The sequence below is a fragment of the Staphylococcus sp. OJ82 genome (genome assembly GCF_000294465.1).
Taxonomy (GTDB): domain Bacteria; phylum Bacillota; class Bacilli; order Staphylococcales; family Staphylococcaceae; genus Staphylococcus; species Staphylococcus equorum.
In genome coordinates this window covers 687,213-706,012 of record NZ_ALPU01000010.1, presented here as the reverse complement: position 1 = coordinate 706,012, position 18,800 = coordinate 687,213, and the positions used below count along the sequence as shown (strand labels likewise).

General features: G+C 32.7%; 12 protein-coding genes. 8 read left to right on the top strand and 4 right to left on the bottom strand.

Going from position 1 to position 18,800, the window contains the following annotated elements:
• Nucleotides 1-250 precede the first annotated feature (250 nt).
• The 5 genes from addB (at nt 251) to SOJ_RS10725 (ending at nt 10,186) form a co-directional block, all read left to right on the top strand.
• The gene (gene addB, locus SOJ_RS10745) at nt 251-3,718 is read left to right on the top strand and encodes a helicase-exonuclease AddAB subunit AddB (protein WP_002508123.1); all 3,468 of its coding nucleotides are present in this window, start codon (nt 251-253) and stop codon (nt 3,716-3,718) included.
• Entirely contained in the window at nt 3,712-7,371 is a 3,660-nt protein-coding gene (gene addA / locus SOJ_RS10740; RefSeq protein WP_193379195.1) for a helicase-exonuclease AddAB subunit AddA, read from the top strand. Before addB ends, addA begins: the two co-directional genes overlap by 7 nt.
• Nucleotides 7,372-7,395: 24 nt before the next feature.
• Entirely contained in the window at nt 7,396-8,535 is a 1,140-nt protein-coding gene (locus SOJ_RS10735; RefSeq protein ID WP_002508121.1) for a DUF418 domain-containing protein, read from the top strand.
• A gap of 113 nt (nt 8,536-8,648) precedes the next feature.
• Complete coding sequence (locus SOJ_RS10730; protein WP_002508120.1) at nt 8,649-9,554, top strand: fumarylacetoacetate hydrolase family protein; 906 nt, start codon at nt 8,649-8,651, stop codon at nt 9,552-9,554.
• A 242-nt stretch (nt 9,555-9,796) separates the two neighbouring features.
• The gene (locus SOJ_RS10725; RefSeq protein ID WP_002508119.1) at nt 9,797-10,186 is read left to right on the top strand and encodes a YisL family protein; all 390 of its coding nucleotides are present in this window, start codon (nt 9,797-9,799) and stop codon (nt 10,184-10,186) included.
• Between the two features lie 81 nt (nt 10,187-10,267).
• Here SOJ_RS10725 and SOJ_RS10720 read toward each other — a convergent pair whose 3' ends face one another.
• Together SOJ_RS10720 and SOJ_RS10715 are read right to left on the bottom strand one after the other, a co-directional pair.
• Nucleotides 10,268-11,590 carry a CoA-disulfide reductase gene (locus SOJ_RS10720; protein WP_002508118.1) on the bottom strand — a complete coding sequence of 441 codons (1,323 nt, stop codon included), beginning with the start codon at nt 11,588-11,590 and terminating at the stop codon, nt 10,268-10,270.
• Nucleotides 11,591-11,622: 32 nt separating this feature from the next.
• Nucleotides 11,623-12,465, bottom strand: a complete 843-nt coding sequence (locus SOJ_RS10715) for a Cof-type HAD-IIB family hydrolase (RefSeq protein WP_002508117.1) — start codon at nt 12,463-12,465, stop codon at nt 11,623-11,625.
• A 113-nt stretch (nt 12,466-12,578) separates the two neighbouring features.
• Between SOJ_RS10715 and SOJ_RS10710 the strand changes: the two genes are divergently transcribed.
• Entirely contained in the window at nt 12,579-12,887 is a 309-nt protein-coding gene (locus tag SOJ_RS10710) for a metal-sulfur cluster assembly factor (protein WP_002508116.1), read from the top strand.
• A 232-nt stretch (nt 12,888-13,119) separates the two neighbouring features.
• Nucleotides 13,120-14,934 (top strand): acyltransferase family protein, encoded by a 1,815-nt coding sequence (locus SOJ_RS10705; RefSeq protein ID WP_002508115.1) that lies wholly within the window; start codon nt 13,120-13,122, stop codon nt 14,932-14,934.
• Between the two features lie 222 nt (nt 14,935-15,156).
• Here the strand turns inward: SOJ_RS10705 and SOJ_RS10700 are convergent, their stop codons facing one another.
• Nucleotides 15,157-15,576, bottom strand: coding sequence for a nuclear transport factor 2 family protein (locus SOJ_RS10700; protein WP_002508114.1), 420 nt, complete (start codon nt 15,574-15,576; stop codon nt 15,157-15,159).
• 288 nt (nt 15,577-15,864) lie between these two features.
• On the opposite strand from SOJ_RS10700, the gene clpB reads away from it, so the two are divergent.
• A complete protein-coding gene (gene clpB / locus SOJ_RS10695) occupies nt 15,865-18,474 on the top strand; it encodes an ATP-dependent chaperone ClpB (RefSeq protein WP_002508113.1) in 2,610 nt (869 codons plus the stop codon).
• Nucleotides 18,475-18,578: 104 nt separating this feature from the next.
• Here clpB and SOJ_RS10690 read toward each other — a convergent pair whose 3' ends face one another.
• A complete protein-coding gene (locus tag SOJ_RS10690) occupies nt 18,579-18,773 on the bottom strand; it encodes a DUF2929 family protein (protein WP_002508112.1) in 195 nt (64 codons plus the stop codon).
• Nucleotides 18,774-18,800: the final 27 nt, after the last annotated feature.

Here is an 18,800-nt window from a genome sequence, read left to right as displayed (position 1 = left end):
GTTAATCTGTTAATTTAATGGATTAGCACTTTTTCTATACAAAAATCTATGAAATTAAATAATTTTCATTAATCAGCGTAGAGGTAATTTAAATCAGAGATCGTTACGGAATTTAAAAAAACATATGAAGGGGTATTTTTTATAAAGAACTGATTCAAATACTTAAAATAGTTGAATCAGTCAGATGAAAGATTCGTAAAGAAGAACCTTTTCTATGTTAAAATGTGAGTCAAAGGAGTGGAAGTTTGCCATGGAATTAAATGCTTATATTGGAAGAGCAGGAACAGGGAAGTCACATGAAATCATTGAAGAAATTAAAAGTAAAATGAAACAAGATCCACTAGGCGATCCCATTGTATTAATTGCTCCTACGCAAAATACTTTTCAACTCGAACAAGCATTTGTAAACGATCCTGAACTAAGTGGTAGTCTTAGAACAGAAGTGCTACACTTTGAACGTTTGAGTTACCGTGTGTTTCAAGAAGTCGGTGGCTTGATGGAACAACAGTTATCAAAAGCAGGTACAGAGATGATGATTTATGATATCATCCAACAACATCAAACAGAGTTGAAGCTCTATCGCTCTCAAGTTAAATACTATGGTTTTAGTGAAAAACTTTATGAACAAATACAAGATTTTAAAAAATATGCAGTTTCTCCAGAACAATTAGAGGAATATATAGCTGCAAATCAGTTACAAACACGCACGAAACATAAATTGCAAGACATCGCGCTTATTTATAAGCATTTAGAAGATAGAATAAATGGTGAATATGTATCAACTGAGGATTCGCTTCAACGTTTTATAACGATGATGGATCAATCTGAGTGGTTGAAACGAGCCGAAATATATATCGATGGTTTTCATAACTTTTCGACGTTAGAATATCAAATTATTCGTAGCTTAGTAAGTTATGCGAAAAAGGTTACCGTAGTATTAACTACAGACGGGGACAAAGATACGTTTAGTTTATTTAGAAAACCATCTGAATCTTTAACGCATATTGAAGACATCGCGAATGATTTGAATATTAAGGTCAACACTAAACGTTTTAATGAAACAAATCGGTTTAATAATAGTGATTTAAAACATTTAGAGCATAACTTTAACGCATTACAATTTGAGCCAATCTCGGCACAAGGCAATATTGAAATTTTAGAGGCATCTGTAATGCGCGAAGAAATTAATGAAGTAGCTCGTCGTATTTTGAGAGAAAATCGCGAACAAGGAAGACGTTTTCAAGATATCGCAATTTTGTATAGAGATGAATCTTATGCATATTTGATGGAATCGATATTACCGCAATATGATATTCCATACAATATAGATATTAAAGAATCTATGACGCATCACCCAGTAATGGAAATGATGCGCTCACTCATTGAAGTCATACAAACAAATTGGAATTTTGATCCACTTATGCGTCTGTTTAAGACAAATATACTTTCTAAAAAGTTTAAAGATAGTCATTATCTTATTGATATTTTAGAAAACTTTGTACTGGAACGTGGAATTTATGGCAAACGCTGGATTGATGAAAAATATTTCCATGTTGAACAATTTAGAAAAATGGGATTAAAGCGCCAGCCATTAACTGATGAAGAACGTGAAACGTTTGAACGTGTAATTCAAATGAAAACAGATGTGATTGATAAAGTGATGATGTTTGAATCGAAAATGAATAATGCTACAACTGCAATTGAATTTGCGACAGCCTTTTATGAAGCTATAGAAACATTCGATTTACCTAGTCAATTGATGACAGACCGAGACACATTAGATGTTGAGGGCGAACATAAAAAAGCAGAAGAAATTGACCAGATATGGAATGGTTTTATTCAAACATTGGATGATTTAGTTACTGTTTTTGGCGAACAGACTATGACTCAAACACGTTTTTTAGAATTGTTTGATATTGGCTTAGAGCAATTAGAATTTGTGATGATACCGCAAACGATTGATCAAGTGAGTATAGGGACGATGGATTTAGCTAAAGTTGATAACAAAGCACATGTATACCTTGTCGGTGTAAATGATGGGGTCATGCCACAAACTGTTGCATCATCGAGTTTGATTACAGACGACGAAAAGAAATACTTCCAAGAACAGTCAACGATAGAATTGAGCCCTACAGCAGATATATTACAAATGGATGAAGCATTTGTGTGCTACATTGCTATGACAAGAAGCCGTATAGCTGTTACATTTTCTTATTCTTTGATGGGAACTAGCGGAGATGAAAAAGAACCGAGCCCATTTTTAAATCAAATTCAACAGTTATATACAAATCTAGATATTCAAAATATTCATCATCAACATCAAGCTAATCCATTATTACTAATGGAACACCCACATCAAACTAAAATTGCATTATTTGAATCGTTAAAAGCATGGTTAGATGATGAGATTGTGGCTGATACATGGTTAGACACATATCAAGTGATGAGAGACGATAACAATTTAAATGATGGTTTGAGTTACTTATTATCGGCATTAATGTATGATAATGAAACGGTCCAATTAAGTGAATCATTGTCTTCAGATTTATATGGGAAGACGATTAATGCAAGTGTATCCAGATTTGAAGGATATCAAGCTTGTCCATTTAAACATTTTGCCTCACATGGTTTACGACTTAACGAACGTACAAAATACAAACTTGAAAATTTTGATTTAGGTGATATTTTCCACCAAGTGTTGAAATTCATTTCAGAAAAAGTGAATGGTGACTTTAAAAACTTAAATACGAAACAAATTCATAAATTAACATTAGAAGCTTTATCTGAAATATTACCTGAAGTTCAATTTAACTTGTTGAATTCAACGGCTTACTATCGCTATTTATCGCAACGAATCGGCGCTATTGTTGAGACCACTTTGACTGCGCTCAAATATCAAGGTAGTCACACAAAATTTACACCACAACGTTTCGAAGCAGGATTTAGAAGAAAACCGCGTGATAATAGTGAATTGTTAGCTGAGCCATTGAAGACAACACAAGGCGTTCCAATCAATATTCGTGGACAAATTGATCGTATAGATACATATCAGCAAGGTGATCAAAGTTTTGTGAATATTATTGATTATAAGTCTTCAAAATATAGTGGGACACTAGATTTGACTAAAGTCTATTATGGTATGCAAATGCAAATGATGACGTATATGGATATTGTGTTACAAAATAAATCACGTCTTGGTTTAACAGAGATGACTAAACCAGGAGGACTTTTATATTTTCATGTTCATGAACCGCGTATTAAATTAGCGTGGAACCAATTAAATGAAGATAAAAGAGATACAGAGTTTATTAATTCGTTTAAATTAAGTGGATTATTAAATAGTGATGAATCAGTATTAGATGCTTTTGATACAAGATTAGAGCCAAGTTATAATTCTGATATTGTACCACTTGGATTGAAAAAAGATGGCGGAATTAAAAGTAACGGTAAAGTTGCAGATGAAGAAACAATTTATAAATTAATAAAGCATAATAAAAAGAATTTTATTGAAACTGCCTCCAGTATTATGGATGGTCATACAGAAGTTGCACCAATGAAATATAATCAAACATTACCTTGTGAATTTTGTAATTATAAATCTGTATGTCATGTAGATGGTGCTATTGATAGCAAACGTTATCGTACTGTAGACGAGTCGATTAATCCGTTAGAAGCAGTGCAAAATGTGGAGTTAGAAAGCGAGGAAGATGAATTATGAGTCAAATTCCAGCAAAGCCAGCTGATACAAGATGGACTGATAACCAATGGAAAAGTATTTATGCCAAAGGACAAGATGTACTTGTAGCTGCGGCTGCAGGATCAGGCAAAACAGCTGTTTTAGTTGAGCGTATTATTCAGCGGATTATCAAAGATAAAATAGATGTTGACCGCTTACTTGTAGTGACTTTTACAAACGCAAGTGCACGTGAAATGAAACATCGTGTAGATCAACGTATTCAAGAAGCATCTATGGCATCACCTGATAATGCACATTTGAAAAATCAGCGGATCAAAATTCACCAAGCACAAATTTCTACACTCCATAGTTTTTGTTTGAAATTAATACAACACCATTACGATGTTTTAGATATTGATCCAAACTTTAGAACAAGTAGTGAAGCGGAAAATATTTTATTGCTTGAACAAACGATTGATGAAGTATTGGAAAGTCATTATGATGTGTTAGACCCAAGTTTCGTAGATTTGACTGAACAATTATCGTCTGATCGAAATGATGATCAATTACGGAATACGATTAAACAAATGTTTTATTTTAGTGTGGCGAATCCCAATCCTTTAACTTGGCTGCAAAATTTAGCAGACCCTTATTACAATGCTGAGCAACAAGATGATTTACTACAATTATTGAATGAAGTAGCAATGATTTTTATGAATTCAGCATTAGAAGCGTTGAATAAAAGTTATGATTTATTCATGATGCTAGAAGAAGTAGATAAACAAGTAGCTGTATTAGATAAGGAACGACACTTTTTAAATCAAGCGATGGAAGGCGGTCAATTGAATACGCAAGTCATTGCTGAACACCAATTTGAAGCGCGTTTCCCAGCTAAAAATAAGAAGATTAAAGAAGCGAATGAGATGATGCTTGATGCGTATGATGATGGTAAAAAACACTATGATCAATATAAAGCATTGGTCTCAAAAGTTCAGGAAGATTATTTTTCACGTGAAGCAGAAGAATTGAAGCTTGATATGCAGCGCTTAGCACCGAGAGTATCATATCTAACGCAAGTGACAGCAGATGTAATAAAGCAATTTAATTCGAAAAAAAGAAGTAGAAATCTCTTGGATTTTTCTGATTATGAACATTTTGCGTTACGCGTATTAATGAATGATGACGATACGCCTTCAGAAATTGCGGACATGTACCGTCAACAATTTGAAGAAATTCTTGTTGATGAATATCAAGATACGAATAGAGTTCAAGAGAAAATATTATCATGTATTAAACGAGGTAACGAGTCAGACGGCAACTTATTCATGGTAGGTGACGTGAAACAGTCTATCTATAAATTTAGACAGGCAGATCCAAGTTTATTTATAGGAAAATATAATCGTTTTTCATTAGATGGCTTAGAAAATGGTATGAGAATTGATTTGTCACAAAACTTTCGTTCAAGAGAAGAAGTACTAACAACAACGAATTATTTATTCAAACATATGATGGATGAAGCAGTAGGAGAAATTGTATATGACGATGCTGCACAATTGTATTATGGTGCTCCTTATGATGATAAGCCTCATGATGTTCAGATGAATATGTTGATAGAAGATGCTGAGTCAGATTTAAAAGGCGCAGAGCAAGAAGCTGAATATATCGTACAACAAGTTGAAGAAATAATGGATAAACATGAAATATATGATATGAAATTAGATGAATATCGTAAACCAAGCTATAAAGATATTGTCATACTTGAACGTTCATATGGTCAAGCACGTAAGATTCAACAGGCGTTTAAAGATCACAATATACCGTTCCATGTGAATAGTAAAGAAGGGTATTTTGAACAAGTAGAAATACGATTGATATTATCCTTTTTAAGAACAGTTGATAATCCGTTACAAGATATCTATTTAGTAGGGTTAATGCGTTCTGTGATTTATCAATTTACTGAAGATGAATTATCTAATATTCGCGTATTTAGTCCTAACGATGATTATTTTTATCAATCAATTAAAAATTATATGCTGAATGATGTTGCAAATAAAAAATTAGTGAAAAAATTAGATGCATTTCTAAAAGATATAGAGATGTATCAACATTATAGCCAAAGCCATCCGGTTTATCAGCTAATAGATAAGTTTTATAATGAGCATTATGTGATTCAATATTTCAGTGGTATTGTTGGAGGCAAAGGGCGTCGCGCCAATTTATATGGATTATTTAATAAAGCAGTAGAATTTGAGAATTCTAGTTTCCGTGGTTTATATCAATTTATCCGCTTTATAGATGAATTAATAGAACGTGGCAAAGATTTTGGAGAAGAAAACGTTATCGGTCCAAATGATGATGTGGTTAGAATGATGACGATTCATAGTAGTAAAGGGTTAGAATTTCCTTTTGTAATATATTCGGGGTTATCTCGTAAATTCAGAAGAGATGATTTACATAAACCAGTGATTTTAAATCAAACTTACGGTTTAGGAATGACTTATTACGATGTGGAAAGTAATTTATCGTATCCTTCGCTATCTTCCGTTACGTATAAAGCCATTGCAGAAAAAGAAATGGTCTCTGAAGAGATGAGACTCATATACGTTGCGCTCACACGTGCAAAAGAACAATTATTTTTAATAGGACGTGTTAAAGATGAGAAGGAATTAGCTCAGTTTGAACAAGTTTCTGTGTCGGATACTCATTTGCCTGTAAGTTATCGACTAACTGCGCAAAGACCGATTGATATGATTTATCCAATATTGTCTAAATATCAGTCATCTGCTTTACCGAATGAATTGCGTTTTGAACGCTCGATTGGTGACATCGATGCAACGATGAAACCCTATGTTCAATTAAATATAGATTTTTATCAAGATATTGCATCAGAAGCGGTAGTTGAAGAAAGTGAACGACGCACGATAGAAGATATTGAGACGCTGAATACGAATGACGAAGCAATTAAATCACAAATTCATCAACAGCTGAGCTATACGTATCCTTATCAAGACGTTGTCGATAAACCTTCAAAGCAGTCTGTATCTGAATTAAAACGTCAACTAGACACGGAACAAGCAGATACAAATTATGATAGAGTAAGACAATATCGTATAGGAACATCGTCTTATGAAAGACCTGGCTTTTTAAGTCATAGCTCTAAAAGGAAAGCAAATGAAGTTGGTACATTGATGCATACAGTGATGCAACACCTACCATTTAAACGCGATGGTCTATCACAACGTGAATTACATGCACATATTGATCAAATGATTGAAAAACACATCATACCGGAAGATGCGAAAGACGATATGCGCTATGAGGATATCTACACATTTATTAGTAGTGAACTATACACAATCATCGCCTCTAGTGATGCAATATATCGTGAATTACCATTCGTTGTGAATCAATCCAATGTGGATCATTTAAAAACCGATGACGAAGATGCTTCAATCATTCAAGGTATGATTGATCTTATATTTTTAAAAGATGACCAATATTATTTTGTAGATTATAAGACAGACGCATTTAATAGACGCCGGAACATGTCAGATGAAGAAATTGGTGCTCAATTAAGAGCGCGTTATAAGATACAGATGGAATATTACCGCACCACATTAGAAACAATATTAAAAACCGAAGTTAAAGGATATTTATATTTCTTTAAATTTGGACAACTTTCAATTGATACTTAAATTTCCAAAAAGAGGTGCTATATTGTGTCACCGCAACGCAGGTTATTTGAATTAGATGCATTACGTGGTTTTAGTTTGTTTGGCATCATATTAATGAATATTTTAGTTTTTAGTTTTCCTTATGAGGAAACTTATCTACCTGGAGTATTAAATGGTGCCAATGAAGGGCTATTCCGCATTGTTACACTTTTTGTTATCAGTTCATTTTATCCAATATTTACAATGTTATTTGGATATGGATTAAGCATTATGTATGAAAATAGTAAACGTAGAGGGATGTCATATTATCCTTTTATATATCGAAGATTAGTAGTTTTACTTATTTTTGGTGTACTACATGGCTATTTTTTATTTAATGGAGATATTTTATTTGGATATGGTTTTACCGGTATGATTGCAGTTTTATTTATCAAATTGAAACCTAAGACTTTAATTAAATCAGCTGCTGGCTTATTTATAATGAAAATTGTCATATTGGTTATTCCAATTTCTTTAGCATACTGGAATAAAGGTCGCCATGAAGCAAGTAATTATTCAGGTAAGTCACTTGCGCAATTGGTTGATATCAAACAAAATGGTCATTACTTTGAATTCTTACAAGTAAATGGATTGGAAAGTAAGTATAGTGTTATAGATATTGTTACAAGAGCTGCATATCTTGATCTTTTACCTTACATACTTATAGGTATTGCCGCACAAAAATTAAGTTTGATAACTAAGATTCAAAACAACCCACGTAGTGCCATGACATGGGGGAGCACTTTATTTATTATCGGTTATTTTATTAAACTTCCATTTGCCTTAGATTATGCAAACAATACGTTTTCAGTCATAAGTTCAATGGTAGGTGGTCCGATTCTTGCGATGGGATACATCTTGATCTTTGTTCGTTTATGTCAATATGCCAAAGCTGCGAAGGTACTAGACATTTTTAAATATCCTGGAAAACTTAGTTTATCAGTTTATATATCACAAAGTATCATTTTCACATTCATTTATAATGACATAGGATTAAGTTTATACAACAAGTTACCGCTCTATCAATCTTATATTATCGTAGTAGTTGTATATAGTTTGCAACTTTTAGCTTGTTATTATTATTTGAAATTCTTTAAGTATGGACCCATCGAGTGGTTATGGCGGAAAATTACTTACTTAAAATAAGACGCATTAGACACAAAACAATAGAATTTTGAAAATTCTAGTTATTTATTTGTTATTTAGTAGTAAATATAGTTATAATATGTAATAAGATATAGATGAGGAGCTGATATTGAATGAAATTCCTATCATTCAGACATGAAGGACAGACATCATATGGTGTGAAAGTAAAACGTGAAGAAGCTGCGTGGGACTTACAAAAAGTTTTTGCAGATTTTTCGGAGGGCGCGTTCCATCCTAAAACGTTATTAGACGGCCTTCAACAAAACCAAGTCGTAGATTTTCAAGAAGAAGTTCGTAAAGCAGTTGTTGCTGCAGAAGATAGTGGTAAAGGCGAAGATTATAAAGTACAATTTGCTGACATTGAATTTTTACCACCAGTAACACCAACTAATAATGTCATTGCCTTTGGACGTAATTATCAAGATCATGCTAACGAATTAAATCACGAAGTTCAACGCTTGTACGTATTTACTAAAGCCGCTTCTTCATTAACTGGAGATAATAGTACAATTCCTAATCATAAAGATATTACAGATCAATTAGATTATGAAGGTGAATTAGGTATTGTTATTGGAAAATCTGGTGAAAAAATACCAAAAGGCTTAGCATTAGATTACATTTATGGTTATACAATTATTAATGATGTTACAGACCGTAAAGCTCAAGATGCACAAGATCAAGCATTCTTATCTAAAAGTTTAACTGGCGGATGCCCCGTTGGACCTTACATCGTAACTAAAGATGAATTACCTACACCTGAAGACGTGAATATTGTTACAAAAGTAAACAATGATATTCGTCAAGATGGTAATACGAGTGCAATGATTCTTAAAATAGATGAATTAATTGAAGAAATTTCTAAATATGTTGCTTTACATCCAGGTGATATTATTGCAACTGGCACACCTGCTGGCGTAGGTGCAGGAATGAATCCTCCGCAATTTTTACAACCAGGTGATGAAGTTAAAGTTACAATTGATAATATTGGTACACTGACTAATTTTATCGCAGAAAAATAAACGATAGATATATTAACCGGGCTGACATATGTGATGCCCGGTTTTAATATGCGGAAAATAGAATTAACATTGCAATAACCGGCATATTCAAATAAAATAAGTAGTGCAGAATTTCTTTTTTGAAAAATATACTTATTTTGAGTATGATTAAGAAAGGCACTTTTTATTTTACTAATTAAAAGGTGCAACATACTTCTGTTTTACATATTATTGAAGTAAAAATTGTGTGGGGGTTATATATTATGTTACACATGCATATTGCAAGTTGGGTGTTATTAGTAATCTTGTTCTTTGCTGCTTATTTTAATTTTTCAGTAAAACAAGGCGCATCACCTTACTTTAAACCAATCCATATGCTCTTAAGAGTGTTTATGGTATTAGTTTTAATTTCAGGTTTTTGGACATGGATTCAAGCATTCTCATCTGGTAACGCTGGCGGGCATATGTTACTTACGTTGAAAATGATTGGTGGCGTAGCAGTAGTTGCACTTATGGAAGTGTCACTTGCAAAACGTAAAAAAGGTCAATCAAGTCATGGTTTATTGTGGACAACGATTATTGTTATTTTAATTACTATGCTGTTAGGTGTTATCTTGCCATGGGGACCAATTACGCAACTATTTGGTTTATAAAAAATTTAAAACATAAATCAAGTTTAATTAAAAAGGGATCTTCCAATTTTGGAAGGTCCCTTTTAGTTTGAATCACTAGTGCTATTTATTGCGTGCTTTGTAACCAATCATATTAATGATATCTTTAGGTCTACTATAGGGTGGGGCATAAGCAACTTCAAATTCTGTTAATTCGTCTATAGTTAATTTATGCATCATTGCCATAGACAGCACATCTATACGTTTGTCTGCACCTTTCTTTCCAACAGCAGCGGCACGTAAAATACGTCGGTTCGTTTTGTCAAAATGAATGCGTAAATGTAACTTTGTATTACCTGGATAATAACCCGCATGTTCTCCTTGTTTGGCTTCAACAGTTTCATAGTCGAAGTTCGAAAGTTCCTGTGGAGATACACCGACACTTGCAAAAGTATAATCGAAAAATTTTACAATATTTGAACCTAAGTAACCTTTAAATTGTATAGATGGGTCACCGGCTAATTGTTCTGCAATGATGCTTGCACCACGATGTGCACCCCAAGCTAACGGGATATGTGCATTTAAATCTACATGGCGATAATGTGAAGTGATAATATCACCTAAAGCATAGATATTAGGAATGTTAGTTTGAAATTGATCATTCACTGGCACATAGCCCTTGTCATCTAGAATGACATTGGATGACTCAATAAATGCTGAATTTGGTTTGACTCCGATACCTTCTATTATAAGGTCATAATCTTCGACTTTACCCGACTTAAAGTGAACTTCATTACCAATAACTTTGGATACTTGTTCATTTAAACGATAGTCTATATGTCTTTTTTCAATTTCATCGATAATTGGCTGATTCATGTCTTCGTCCATTAATTTATTGAGATGTGTTGAACGATGAACTAACGTAGGTGCGATACCTCTTTCATATAAATTATCTATAATTTCTAAACCAATATAGCCAGCGCCGATAACGAGCGCTTTTTTAACTTGGTTAGCTTCAATAAAGTCTTCAATTGCATCTGTATCTTCCATATTTCTTAAAGTGAATGTCATATCGCTATTTAAGTTTAACGTATTAGCACTACAGCCAGGGCTTAGAATTAATGTGTCATATCGTTCTTCAAAGGTTTTATCTTGGGTGTAATCGTAAACAGTTATGGTTTGTGAAGTATCATTGATTGAGGTTACTTCATGATAAGGTTTCACTACAATCTGTTTAGCATCGTAAAATGATTCTGGTGTTGCTTCTAGTATTTGATCTCTTGATGCTACGACGTTTCCTAAATAATAAGGCAAGGCGCAGTTTGCAAAACTCATATCACGATCTTTCTCGAAGACAATGATTTCACTTTCTTGATCTAATCTTCTTATTTGGCTGGCGACAGTCGCACCACCAGCAACAGCACCAACGACTATGATCTTATTCATAATAAATTGCCTCCTAGTGAGTAATTCTCATATTAAATATAAGATTTTACAGTTACTTCATATGGAATGTTTAATTGGAAGTAATCATTTAAATAACGACCAATACCATCATTATTATTTGAATGCGTGACTTCATTCGCAATATGTTTTAACTCATCTAAGCCATTTTCCATTGCGATACCATGTTTTGCGTATTTAATCATTTCTAAATCATTATCTTCATCACCGAATGCGATAATATGATTTCTATCAATATCTAAATGTGTTTTAACATAATCAATACCGCGTGCTTTGCTGATACCTTGTTTTACGATTTCTATAACTGGGAAAGGTGAACCCCATCTACGGTGTTCAATATTTTCTGCATAGAATCGTGTAAGCATTTGTTTAACTCTAGGAATCATAAATTCTTCTGCTTCTACTAAAATTGAAGTCGGTGATTCATTTAAACATGTAAGTAAATCGCCTGTTTCAATTTTTGGCGTACCCATGGAAAAACCATCGAATAATTTTTGATCATAGCTATTAAGAAATACATAATCTTTCACTTCTGCAATAATATTAGTAACGCCAAAATCATTTAAAGATTGAATAATATTTCGAGCTAAATCAAAATCTAGTCTTTCATGCATTGTTTCAAATTGATCATCTTTTGGATGATGTACAAATGCGCCGTTAAAGTTAACGACAGGTGTATTCATGTTAAGTTCATGATAATAAATTTGGCTTGCTCTGTAAGGTCGACCAGTAGCAATCATTAATTTGTGACCTTGATTTTGTAAAGTTGTTAGTACTTCTTTGGTATATGGTGTGATCACTTTTTCGTCGTTCAAAAGTGTTCCGTCTAAATCTAGACAAATTAAATAAGGTTTCATGTAAATCTCCTTAATCTTTGATAATTGATGTATAAATATCATAGCATTTTATTGGCGTTTTGTAAGATATTTGATATATTGTTAATAAGATTAAATACGAAGAGGTGAAATTTATGGAGGAAGATTTAAAAGATAGCATATTAGGTGCTTTAGAAATGGTAATTGACCCTGAGTTAGGTATTGATATTGTGAACTTAGGCTTAATATATAATGTGAATGTTGATGATGAAGGCTTATGCACAGTAGATATGACACTGACTTCTATGGGTTGTCCAATGGGACCGCAGATTATGAATCAAGTAAAAGAAGTATTAGCTGAAGTTCCGGAAGTTAAGGATACAGAGATTAATATCGTTTGGAGTCCACCATGGGGCAAAGATAAGATGTCTCGTTACGCTAAGATTGCTTTAGGCGTAAGCTAAGCTTTAATATGTAGAATGAAAACTAGTCTAGTAAGTACATTTTCAAATGTACTTTTACTTAGACTAGTTTTTTTGTCTTCTAAAATACAAACAATTTAAAATGTTTGATTTTATATTGCTCAATTCATTAAAAGTATTGCAGTTATATTACAAAAGTATTACAATGACTTTTGTAATACGTTACTATACATACAGTCATTTATACATTTTAATGAAGAAAGTTTGAGATAAAATGAAAAATAATTTGAATCAGCGTAATGGTATACAACAGCATACGCGTTATATGCCAGGACTAGATGGATTGAGAGCAATATCAGTAATTGGAATTATCATATATCATTTAAATAAACAATGGTTATCTGGTGGTTTCATTGGTGTCGATACTTTTTTTGTTATATCAGGTTATCTAATAACGAGTTTATTGTTAAAAGAATATGAAGAAACAGGTATTATAAATTTGAAACAATTTTGGTTGCGTCGAGTTAAAAGACTTATACCTGCAGTTTTCGTATTAGTACTTGTAGTTACATTGGCTACACTTATCTTTAAACCTGAACATATTGTTAGCATAAAACATGATGCATTTGCGGCATTTCTTTATGTATCTAATTGGTGGTATATAGCAACAGATGTTAATTATTTTGAACAGTTTGCATTCATGCCACTTAAACATTTATGGTCGCTTGCGATTGAAGAACAATTCTACATATTTTTTCCGGTAATTTTGATAATGTTGCTTTTAACAATGAAAAAACGTCGTAATGTCATCTTAATTTTTTTAGCGACATCAATCATTTCTTTATTGACGATGGTCATTATTTCAGGGCCACATTCATCACATTCTCGTGTGTATTTTGGGACTGATACGAGACTACAGACAATGTTGTTAGGGGTAATCCTTGCATTTATTTGGCCTCCATTCAAACTAAAAAAAGACCCTAATATCATTTTGCGCAATATAATTGATAGTATAGGCATGTTCGCTTTACTAGGACTATTGTTAGTGTTTTTCAAAGTAAGTGATGATAGTAGTTGGATATATAATGGAGGATTCTATTTAATATCCACATTAACTTTATTTGTGATAATTAGCGTAGTACATCCATCTGGTTATTTCGCTAAAATTATTGGTAACCGTTTGTTTGTCTATATTGGCAAACGCTCGTATAGTTTATATTTATGGCATTTTCCAATTATTAGTTTTTTACATGCTTATTATGTAGACGGTCAAATACCTGTTTACGTTTATATTATAGACTTAACTTTCACAGCTATTTTCGCAGAATTATCTTATCGTTATATTGAGACACCGTTTAGGAAAAATGGTTTTAAAATATTTACGTTTAAAAAGCTTAATAAAGTTCGATTTATTAGAACTGTAATATTAACTCTTATTGTGATTCCAACGCTCTTCGTTTTTGTAGGCGCTTTTGATCATTTAGGTAAAGATACAGATTCAAATAAAAAGACGACTTTTAATACAGAAAAAATTGATAAAACTTTAGTGCATCCAATACCAGTAGATGATGTTAATTTCTTAGGTAATGCAAATTTTAAAAAGGATAAGGATAATAAAGTGTACACGGATTTAAAACCGTTGTTTATTGGTGATTCCGTTATGGTTGATATTGGTCAACATCTAAATTCGCGTGTGCCTAATGCTAAAATTGACGGTGAAGTTGGACGAAATTTATATGATGCTATACCGTTAGTGGAACGGCAATATAATAAAAAGTATGACCAAGTCATATTAGAATTAGGTACAAACGGTGATTTTTCTAAAGAACAATTAAATGAATTAATTGGTAAATTTGGTAGTGCTAAAGTTTATTTAATAAACACACGAGTACCAAGAAATTATGAAAGTCACGTTAATGCGCTGATGAATGATGCAGCTAAAGAACATGATAATGTCATGCTCATCGATTGGTACAAACGTTCTGCAGGTCACTCTGAATACTTTGCACCAGATGGTATTCATTTAGAAAAGTCAGGTGTTGAAGCTATGACTGATAAAATATTAAAACATATAATTCCGAAAAAATGATGAATAAACAAGAAGTAATATGAGGAAGTGTATAATTAAAATAATAAAACGCCCTCAATTTTTGAGGACGTTCAGAATGTCGACAAAGTCTTACGCTTTGTCGATAATTTTTATGCATGCTTTCCAAGACTATAGCTTCAAACTGTAGTCTTTGTCTAGTGTTGTATTAACTAGTCAAACGTGGTCATAAAATACAGCTATGATGAATTGCACATTTTAATTTCAATATTTTTTATCTGCTGCATGAATAGGGTAATCATTCGCGCTCATATCACGTCTTGTCATGAATCCATTAGCATTAAATTCCCAATGTTCATTACCATGCGTACGCATCCACTGATTTGTACTTGCATCTCGCCATTCGTATTCAAATCTAACAGATATACGGTTGTCAGTATAGGACCACAATTCTTTCATTAATTTATAATCTAGTTCTTTATCCCATTTTCTATAAAGAAATGCTTTAATTTGCTCACGACCTTCGAAAAATTCACTACGGTTTCGCCAAACTGAATCTTCTGTATATGCTAAGCATACTTTTTCTGGATCTCTAGTATTCCATGTAGTTTCTGCCATTTTCACTTTTTGTAAGGCGCTCTGTGCATTGAAAGGTGGGACAGGCACTTTGATTTCTTCAGTCATTTTTGGACACTTCCTTTATTGTAAAGTTACAAGAAGTCTAGCAGAATATACTTTTTAATCAAGTTTTTACCACGCTATTTAAAAGCGGAAAAACAGTGTTTAAGCGTAGTGAAAAATGGGCAAAAGACTGATAGACATTGACTTATAAATAGGTGAAATAAATTTTAAAATGTAGACTAATTTGTTGATTATTTAAATGGAAAAGACTATAATTAAATTAAGGTCAAAGAAAGTCAAAGTCAAACTTGATTTATTTTGATCAAACTTTTAATGGTGAGGTGAATCATTTTGGATATTAATCAAATGACCTATGCAGTTCAAGGTGCTTTACAAAAAGCAGTTGAATTGGCAAAAGAAAATGAGAACCAAAATATAGAAATTGAAGCTGTGCTTAAAGCAGCACTTGAAGAAAATGAAAGCCTATTTAAAAGTGTTCTAGAAAGAGCAAATATTAATACAGAACAACTTGTTAATGCATATAATGAAAAATTAAAAAATTATCCATCGGTTCAAGGAGAAAACATTCAATATGGGCAATACATCAGCCCTAAAGCAAACGAACTTTTAAATAAAGCAGAATTTTATATGAATTCCTATGAAGATGAATATATATCTATGGAACATCTTATACTTTCTGCCATGGAAATTGATGAAACAACAAAACAGTTTGTCGGTAACAAAAAAGAAGTCATCGAAGAAATTATTAAAAAAATAAGAGGAGGTAATCACGTGACGTCACAAAATCCAGAATCAAATTATGAAGCATTAGAAAAATATGGTCGCGATCTAGTTGAAGAAGTACGTAAAGGGAATATGGATCCAGTCATAGGTCGTGACGAAGAAATTAGAAATACAGTCAGAATTTTAAGTAGAAAAACAAAAAATAATCCAGTATTGATAGGTGAACCTGGCGTTGGTAAAACAGCAATTGTTGAAGGACTAGCTCAACGTATTGTGCGTAAAGACGTACCTGAATCTTTACTAGATAAAACAATTTTCGAATTAGATTTAAGTGCACTTGTAGCAGGTGCTAAATATCGTGGTGAATTTGAAGAACGTTTGAAAGCAGTATTAAAAGAAGTGAAAGATTCAGATGGCAGAATTTTATTATTTATTGATGAAATTCATATGCTTGTTGGTGCAGGTAAAACAGAAGGTGCTATGGATGCTGGGAATATGTTGAAACCTATGCTTGCACGTGGCGAATTACATTGTATTGGTGCAACAACATTGAATGAATATAGAGAATATATTGAAAAAGATTCGGCTTTAGAACGTCGTTTCCAAAAAGTAAATGTATCTGAACCTGATGTAGAAGACACAATTTCAATTTTACGTGGACTAAAAGAACGTTACGAAGTGTATCATGGTGTCCGTATACAAGATAAAGCAATCGTAGCTGCTGCAGAATTATCAGATCGCTATATTACAGATCGTTTTTTACCTGATAAAGCGATTGATTTAGTGGATCAAGCGTGTGCAACGATCCGCACTGAGATGGGTTCCAATCCTACTGAACTAGATCAAGTCAATAGACGTGTAATGCAATTAGAAATTGAGGAAAGCGCCTTAAAAAATGAATCTGATAATTTAAGTAAACAGCGTTTACAAGAATTGCAACAAGAATTATCTAATGAAAAAGAAAAACAAAATGCAATACAATCTCGTGTTGAAGAAGAAAAAGGTAAAATAGCAAAACTACAAGAAAAACGTACAGAATTAGATGAAAGTAGAAAAGCATTAGAAGATGCTGAAAATAATTATGATTTAGAAAAAGCAGCGGAATTACAACATGGTAAAATTCCAGAATTAGAAAAAGAATTACGTGAACTTGAAGATGCGTTCCAAAACGAACAAAATGGTGATAATGATCGCATCATTCGCGAAATTGTTACAGATGAAGAAATTGGCGATATTGTTAGTTCTTGGACAGGTATACCAGTATCTAAACTTGTTGAAACTGAAAGAGAAAAATTATTAAATCTATCTGATATTTTACATGAGCGTGTAGTAGGACAAGATAAAGCGGTAGATTTAGTTGCAGACGCTGTTGTAAGAGCACGTGCGGGTATTAAAGATCCCAATAGACCCATTGGTAGTTTCTTATTCTTAGGTCCAACAGGTGTAGGTAAAACAGAACTTGCTAAATCATTAGCATCAACGTTATTTGATTCTGAAAAACATATGATTCGTATCGATATGAGTGAATATATGGAAAAACACTCAGTTTCACGCTTAATCGGTGCACCTCCAGGTTATGTAGGCCATGATGAAGGTGGACAATTAACAGAGGCAGTTCGCCGTAATCCTTATTCAGTGATATTGTTAGATGAAATTGAAAAGGCACATTCAGATGTATTTAATGTGCTTTTACAAATATTAGAAGAAGGTCGTTTAACGGATTCTAAAGGTCGAGAAGTTGATTTTAAAAATACAATTATTATTATGACAAGTAATATAGGATCTCAAGTACTATTAGAAAATGTTAAAGATGCAGGTGTCATTACTGATGCAACTGAAAAAGCTGTAATGAATAGCTTGAATCAATATTTCAAACCTGAAATTATCAACCGTATGGATGATATTGTACTCTTTAAACCATTAACAATTGGCGATATGAGTTTAATTGTAGATAAAATATTAACGCAATTAAACATCAGACTTATGTCACAAAGACTCTCAATTGATGTGTCTGATAAAGCAAAAGCATGGCTAGGTGAAGAAGCTTATGAACCACAATTTGGTGCTAGACCATTGAAACGTTTTGTGCAAAGACAAATTGAAACACCACTGGCACGCAAAATGATTAAAGAAAACTTAACAGAAGGTACAAAAGTAAACATAGACTTAGTGGATGATGGTTTGATATTTGAAGAAATCAAACCAAACAATGAATAAGAGTTTGATAAGTAGACACTTAATTTTAAAAATTAGTACAAAAAATGCCAACAAAGTCTCTGACTTTGTTGGCATTTTTTTTCGCGTCTAATTATAGACGTGTTCTAATGTTGTTCCTTTGTATCATCATTATTGCCTTTAATAACCATTTCAAATAATACAATAATAATAGTGAAAAATATCGCGCCTACAATAGGTGTGATGAGATTAAGCTCGCCACCGCCTGCTAAACTATTAAGCACAAAATTAATCATTTGCAATAAGACAATAGACCAAAATAAAGTTGCGAGGTATTTCATTATGTAATGCCTCCAATATAATATATA